This window comes from Dyadobacter sp. 3J3, assembly GCF_009801115.1.
GTDB lineage: Bacteria > Bacteroidota > Bacteroidia > Cytophagales > Spirosomataceae > Dyadobacter.
The window spans coordinates 124,397-130,396 of sequence record NZ_VTOL01000015.1 but is presented as its reverse complement, the minus strand read 5'-3'; the positions used below and the strand labels follow the sequence as shown (position 1 = coordinate 130,396).

Annotated in this window: 9 protein-coding genes; 4 read left to right on the top strand and 5 right to left on the bottom strand. The window is 38.3% G+C overall.

Translation table 11 applies throughout. The features are described from left to right. The first annotated feature begins 100 nt into the window (after positions 1 to 100). Positions 101 to 580, top strand: a complete 480-nt coding sequence (locus FZF08_RS26380) for an amidase family protein (protein ID WP_159476003.1) — start codon at positions 101 to 103, stop codon at positions 578 to 580. 194 nt (positions 581 to 774) lie between these two features. Here FZF08_RS26380 and FZF08_RS26375 read toward each other — a convergent pair whose 3' ends face one another. The 3 genes from FZF08_RS26375 to FZF08_RS26365 form a co-directional block, all read right to left on the bottom strand. Then, on the bottom strand, positions 775 to 1,011 hold the full coding sequence (locus FZF08_RS26375) for a hypothetical protein (RefSeq protein WP_159475979.1): 237 nt from the start codon (positions 1,009 to 1,011) through the stop codon (positions 775 to 777). Further along, positions 1,008 to 1,352 (bottom strand): Crp/Fnr family transcriptional regulator, encoded by a 345-nt coding sequence (locus tag FZF08_RS26370; RefSeq protein ID WP_159475977.1) that lies wholly within the window; start codon positions 1,350 to 1,352, stop codon positions 1,008 to 1,010. Before FZF08_RS26370 ends, FZF08_RS26375 begins: the two co-directional genes overlap by 4 nt. 180 nt (positions 1,353 to 1,532) lie before the next feature. Continuing rightward, positions 1,533 to 2,225 carry a type 1 glutamine amidotransferase domain-containing protein gene (locus tag FZF08_RS26365; RefSeq protein ID WP_200837169.1) on the bottom strand — a complete coding sequence of 231 codons (693 nt, stop codon included), beginning with the start codon at positions 2,223 to 2,225 and terminating at the stop codon, positions 1,533 to 1,535. A gap of 249 nt (positions 2,226 to 2,474) precedes the next feature. Here FZF08_RS26365 and FZF08_RS26360 point away from each other — a divergent pair, with 249 nt between their 5' ends. The 3 genes from FZF08_RS26360 (at position 2,475) to FZF08_RS26350 (ending at position 4,445) form a co-directional block, all read left to right on the top strand. Then, positions 2,475 to 3,038 carry a Crp/Fnr family transcriptional regulator gene (locus FZF08_RS26360; RefSeq protein WP_159475974.1) on the top strand — a complete coding sequence of 188 codons (564 nt, stop codon included), beginning with the start codon at positions 2,475 to 2,477 and terminating at the stop codon, positions 3,036 to 3,038. Between the two features lie 47 nt (positions 3,039 to 3,085). After that, the gene (locus FZF08_RS26355) at positions 3,086 to 3,694 is read left to right on the top strand and encodes a hypothetical protein (RefSeq protein ID WP_229216707.1); all 609 of its coding nucleotides are present in this window, start codon (positions 3,086 to 3,088) and stop codon (positions 3,692 to 3,694) included. Between the two features lie 133 nt (positions 3,695 to 3,827). Continuing rightward, positions 3,828 to 4,445 (top strand): NAD(P)H-dependent oxidoreductase, encoded by a 618-nt coding sequence (locus tag FZF08_RS26350; RefSeq protein ID WP_159475971.1) that lies wholly within the window; start codon positions 3,828 to 3,830, stop codon positions 4,443 to 4,445. An 81-nt stretch (positions 4,446 to 4,526) separates the two neighbouring features. Here the strand turns inward: FZF08_RS26350 and FZF08_RS26345 are convergent, their stop codons facing one another. Both FZF08_RS26345 and FZF08_RS26340 read right to left on the bottom strand, forming a co-directional pair. Further along, a complete protein-coding gene (locus FZF08_RS26345) occupies positions 4,527 to 5,207 on the bottom strand; it encodes a hypothetical protein (RefSeq protein ID WP_159475968.1) in 681 nt (226 codons plus the stop codon). A gap of 76 nt (positions 5,208 to 5,283) precedes the next feature. Beyond that, positions 5,284 to 5,868, bottom strand: coding sequence for a Crp/Fnr family transcriptional regulator (locus FZF08_RS26340; RefSeq protein ID WP_159475965.1), 585 nt, complete (start codon positions 5,866 to 5,868; stop codon positions 5,284 to 5,286). Between the last annotated feature and the right edge of the window lie 132 nt (positions 5,869 to 6,000).

Sequence of the window (6,000 nt, the reverse complement as noted above, 5' to 3'; positions counted from 1 at the left end):
CCTTGGTAAGATTCATGATTATTTCTGTTATATATTTGAATGTGAGATACTTAAATATACAAAGAATGTAGAATCTTACCAATTTTAAACTCTATTTTTCCTGCCAATTATTAATCGAACTCAGGTTGTTAGCAAAGGCGAGGAACTAGGTCCGCTTCACGGAGTACCTTTTTCAATAAAAGATGCAATTGATACAGCTGGTATACCGACAAAACGCGGCTCTAAAATATTCGAAGATTTTATTCCTGAAAAAGATGCGACAGCGGTTATCCGCATGAAAGATGCAGGAGGAATTCCGCTTCTAAAAAGTAACATTCCCGAGTTCTCAACCTTTTTGGAATCGGACAATCTGGTCACCGGCCGCTCGAATAATCCATGGAATCCTGACCATACTTTGGCGCGTACAGTTCGGGATGTTGCGTTGGGTTATTCGATTATCAACGGTGCCGATGGCATTGATGGTTACAGCATTTTCGCAAAAAATGCGGGACCTGCAACTTTCAGACTTCCGGGTGAGAAAATCCGTGTCGGCTGGATGTCATCTGCCGCCTTCCAGCTCTCTCTGTACCATTCCGTTTAAGCTCAAAAGGTTTACCAATCAACATCCAGCTTGTTTCAAGATGGTTTGATGAAGCAACAATTCTTAGCCTGGGTGAGTTGATACAGACCAACAGTGCAGTATACGGCTTGCATCCGATCGATTAAATAATTAAAAAAAATAAAAACGCGGCGGATTCATTGATCCGTCGCATTTTTTGTATAGTGAACCACCTTCTAACTTTTGGAATTTTCCTTTCTGATCCGGCTCAAAGTCTCTCTTGAAATTCCAAGGTAAGACGCGACCATGTGCAGCGGAACACGATTAAAAACGCTGGGATAAGTCTTTTGAAATTCAAGGTATTTTTCAGTGGCCGAGTAACTTATCAAATAGAAAATTCTTCGTTGGCTCGCTTCATAAGCGTTTGCGGTAAGCTTTTCATTAAAACTTTTAAGCGCAGGAATTGTCCTCAATAATTCCTCCCATTTATCTTTTGCCAGATAATAACCGTAGTAGCTGCCAAATCTTCAATATTATACTCCGATGGTTTTTCCTGATTGAAACTTTCCTGATCCGTGATCCACCAGTTTTCCACACCAAACCTGAGCGTATGATCCGTTCCGTTTTTATCGAACCGGTATAATCTGAAACATCCGCTTGCAATAAAACAGGTAATACGCCACACCTCGCCTTCATGCAAAATAGATTGCCATTTCCGCAATTTCCTTTCAACACTAGCAGCCCGGATCACTTCCAGATCCTCATCCGAAATGTCCACTTTCTGACGTAAATATTTTTCAAAAACCTCAAACATGATTACCAAAATTTATTCAATTTAGATAATTCTGTTTTATCGGTGTTGTTTAAATCCAAATCCTACAATTTAATACCAATTATTAATCTGTATTGATCCGTATTATAAGATAGTAACTGAGCAACCAAAAGGGAGACCCCCTGACGGAGGTCTCCCTTACACAACAATTATTTCTGGTGTTTACTGAACTGATTTCAAGGCAGAAAGAATCTTTTCAGCCACCGATTCCGACGATGCAGGATTTTGTCCGGTTATCAACACGCCATCGTTCACCGCGAAGGACTGCCAATCTGCACCTTTTTGGTAAACTGCACCATTTTCTACTAACATATCTTCCAGCATAAAAGGAACCTCGCCTGTTGACTGTCCGGCAATTTCTTCACTGTTTGTAAATCCGGCCACTTTTTTGCCTTTCACAAAAGATTCACCGTTCTGACTTCTAACATTTTTCAAAGCGGCAGGTGCATGACAAACCAACGCAACAGGCTTTCCGGCCTCGTAAAATGATTCAATTATATTAATCGAGATTGCGTTTTCAGGAAGATCCCACATCGGGCCGTGACCGCCAGGATAAAAAACTGCATCATAAGCCGTTGGATCGATATCCTCCAAAGCGACCGTATTATTCAGTTTTTCCTGCAACGATGTATCGCTGAAAAATCTCTTAACTGATTCTGTGCTAAATTCCGGTTTTGTACTTTTCGGATCAATCGGCGCTTTACCTCCTTTTGGTGATGCGATCGTAATTTCGATTCCTTCTGCTGTCAATAAATAATAAGGAGAAGCAAATTCTTCAATCCAGATTCCGGTTTTTGTTCCGTTGGGTACCTGATCATAAGAGGTTACCACAAACAGGATTTTTTTAGTTTTCATATGGTTAGTCATTTGTTTACTTAAATTTGCGTCAAGCCTGTTTGCCTTTAAAATCACAAAGGGTATCAAACAAAACGTTAAAAGAAATGATAAAGTTTTTATCGTTTCTTTTACAAAGGTAACACGTAATGAACGATCAGGATAAGGAAATAAATCACTGTTTTGCTGTGACAAATATCACACGGTTATATCAGGCAATTAGTTGGTGATGTCTAAATATTTACTGGTTCAACTGATCAGATATAAAGTATGAGCTTACGTTTAAGAAAACATATCGAAGAAATTATCAATGTAACCGACGCTGAATTCGATTACATTCTGTCTCATTTTGAATTGAAGAAATTTAGAAAGCATCAGTTTGTTGTCCAGGAGGGAAATGATGTGGATCAGGAATATTTTGTATTGGAAGGTCTTCTAAAATCTACTTATCTGGGTGATGATGGGAAAGAGCATATTCTACAATTTTCTATGGAAAATTGGTGGGTTACGGATTATCAGGCTTTTTATTATCATGAAAAAGCAACGCTCAATATCGACTGTATTGAAGATGTATCCGTGCTTGTACTGACAGATTTTAATAAAAACAAGCTTTGCTCGGAAATGCACAAGATGGAGCATTTTTTCAGGATTAAAACTAACATGGGTTATGTGGGTTTACAGCAAAGAATTTTAACATTTTTGAAGTTTGACGCACGATCAAGATATATGCATCTGATTGAAAAATATCCGCAATTATATCAACGAGTCCCCAAAACGCTGATGGCTTCTTACCTTGGTGTTTCAAGAGAAACGCTGAGCAGGTTTTCAGCTTAAATTGATTAGTAAAATCTTACAATCAATTCTTAGCATTCAAGTATAACATGGAAAAATATCTTTTTACCCTTTTTGTAGTGATGTTGGTAAACTCTTCCGTCCGATCGCAAGATGCCAATGATCGAACAAAGCCACTTACCAGCGACGAACTATTTTTGAAACAAAATGGCAACAAGAATATTACCGGTAAAAAAGGTCAGAAGTACCTGGTTTTAGATTTTCGCCCAGGCATTGGAAAATTCCGCCGTTACCGGTTTTTTGTAGGAGATCAGGTCAGGTTTCGTATACATAATGAAAAGATACGTTTCAAGTCAGTGATCGCCGGTATCACTGATTCGTCATTTACGATTACCAATAAAGCTTCGGACATTATGGATTACCAGGAAATTCCGCTTAAAAATTTACGGCTAATCAAAGTCTCGAAACGCATTCCCTTTGTAACAGAAGCAGCCTATTACTTTCCCATGGCAGGTCTACTTTATATCGGCGCAGATTTTGTGAACAAAGGAACGGATGGCGAGCGTTTTTCATCGGACGCCTCAGCATTTATCGTGGGCGGTGCGTTGATGGCTGCGGGTTTTGTTTGTTATAAATTATCACTTGCTTCCATTAAGGTCAACGACCGGAATAAGCTTAAAGTAATGGAAACGTATTAGATAATTTACCTAAATTCAGTTCTGCTACCTCGTTATATCTATCATAATTATAATACCAAACCATAAAACATGTTATTTTTATGATGATCATATTCTTGATAATTTTGTGTCATTAAAAAATGAGACAATCAAAATGACAAAAATATTCATCATCAACGGGGGACAAAAATTTGGTCATTCGGGTGGACGGTTTAATGAAACCATAACAAATGCTACTGAAAACTTTTTCCTGCAACAAGAAGGATTTGAGGTTAAAACAACCAATATCAATCAGGATTACGATCCCAAAGAAGAAGTTGAAAAGTATAAATGGGCAGATTTTGTAATTTACCATACACCAATCTGGTGGTTCCAGCTACCGCACGAATTCAAAAAATACATTGATGTGGTATTTACCGAAGGACATAACAACGGAATCTACCACAGCGACGGCCGTTCTGCAAGTAATCCTGCTATAAATTATGGAACAGGAGGCATGTTGAAAGGAAAAAAATACATGGTTACCACTTCCTGGAATGCACCAAAAGAGGCCTTCACACTTCCCGGCGAATTTTTCATGGAAACAAGTGTAGATAAGGGTGCGCTTTTCGGTTTTCACCGGATGAATGCATTTACCGGGATGACTCCTTTGGAAAGTTTACATTTTCACGATGTTGAAAAAAACGCAGATATCGCGAGGGATATGCGATTGTATATAAAGCATCTTGAAAAGGAATTCAGCAGAGCTGCGGATCTGGATCTTGCTTCCTAAAACGATGTAGTCTATACGCATTCAGGAATTTTGCTTCGTGCAGAATTCCTGAATTTTTGTGAAGCGAAGTATTGAAAAGTACTAAATCTCTTTTCCTATCAAAATCCTTCTTATCGAAGTAAGATGGGAAAACAATACCAACGGCACCAAAATTGAAGGCAGAAAAATAAAAGGAAACATCAAAATCCCAACATTCGGCTGATCAAAAGCAAAATGCTGGAATGCGCCTGGAACAGATAATATCGCGTTAACGGCAATATTGATCAGTAAAGCCAAACAGGTAAAATTCCAGATCAGGATTACAGATCGGTTTATTGTTTTCTTTACAAAACCAAAATAATAAACTATCGGCGCCGAAATCCCTGAAAGAATATCAAAATTCCTTCCTTCGAAAGTCATTAATTCCGGAACAAATTTGTACATGAAAAGCCACAATAAAGTCAGCTCAACCGGGACTCTGATGATATGAAATAATGTTAACGTTTTGATATTCAAACAATCAATAAAATTCCTTCCCTTTTTTGTTGAGAAAAGTATGATTGTGATTACCAGAGTCGGTATCAATAACAAACCAACTCTGGGTGGAACTGTGCCTGTGATTTTGTAAAATCCTGAAAAACTGATAACCGTTTGAGCGATCATCCAGCTGGCGATAACAATCAGAAATGTTTTGGAATAATTTGTCGCTTTGTAGAAAAGGAACAAGGCTGCTAATACGGTGAGCCCAAAAACCAGATAGACGTAACTTGGTAGATTTTCCATTGCTTAAATATTTATAAGACAAAGGAATACATTGGCTGACCGAATGCACTTGTCAAATGGCAAGAAATGATTTCAGTTACTCTTTCTTTGAAAATTCGCGCCGGATCCTGCTCAAAGATGTATCCGTGATCCCGAGATAAGAAGCGATATATTTCAACTGCGCATATTTAAAAATTTCTTTTTCCGAACTGATCAGATTTTCGTACCGCTCTTCGGCACTTTTGTTGATCATGGCCAGCGTCCGCTGTTTAAACACAACGAATTCCTTAACCAGCATCGCCCGTCCAAATTCCCGGAATTCAGGAATCGAATGAAAAAGCATATTCAGTTTTTCAAACGTAATGATATAACCCGTGCAATCGGTCAGCGCCTGAATGTTTTCGGTGGAAACCGTATGCATAAAAAAGGACGCCGCCTCAAACACAACTCTGTTTTTGGGATAAAAGTAGGTTGTCACTTCATTGCCGTCGGTATCAAAAGTGAAAGCCCGCATAAAACCATCTGCCAAAAAGAAATAGTTGTTACTGACATTCCCTTCTTTCAAAAAATAATCATTTTTCGGAAATGTTTTTTCCTCAAAATGTGCCGCTATTGCAGTCAGCGTTTCATTTGATGCAGGAATAGTTTTCTCAATAAAATCTGTCAATGGCTTTTTATTCATTTCAAATTCGGGATGATTTATGCAAGATAACTCGAAAGAGTCAGGAATTCCCAGACTTGAAAATGATGTAAATTAATCTCCGTAACCGAATAATAACACAATTGATAATCAACCACTTAAAGTACTTAATTT

Excerpts from the sequence above, each read along its gene's own strand:
- FZF08_RS26345 (WP_159475968.1), bottom strand. The coding sequence starts at position 5,207 with ATGGAAAATCTACCAAGTTACGTCTATCTGGTTTTTGGGCTCACCGTA.
- FZF08_RS26370 (WP_159475977.1), bottom strand. The coding sequence starts at position 1,352 with ATGTTTGAGGTTTTTGAAAAATATTTACGTCAGAAAGTGGACATTTCG.
- FZF08_RS26355 (WP_229216707.1), top strand. The coding sequence starts at position 3,086 with ATGGAAAAATATCTTTTTACCCTTTTTGTAGTGATGTTGGTAAACTCT.
- FZF08_RS26350 (WP_159475971.1), top strand. The coding sequence starts at position 3,828 with ATGACAAAAATATTCATCATCAACGGGGGACAAAAATTTGGTCATTCG.
- FZF08_RS26340 (WP_159475965.1), bottom strand. The coding sequence starts at position 5,868 with ATGAATAAAAAGCCATTGACAGATTTTATTGAGAAAACTATTCCTGCA.
- FZF08_RS26360 (WP_159475974.1), top strand. The coding sequence starts at position 2,475 with ATGAGCTTACGTTTAAGAAAACATATCGAAGAAATTATCAATGTAACC.
- FZF08_RS26365 (WP_200837169.1), bottom strand. The coding sequence starts at position 2,225 with ATGAAAACTAAAAAAATCCTGTTTGTGGTAACCTCTTATGATCAGGTA.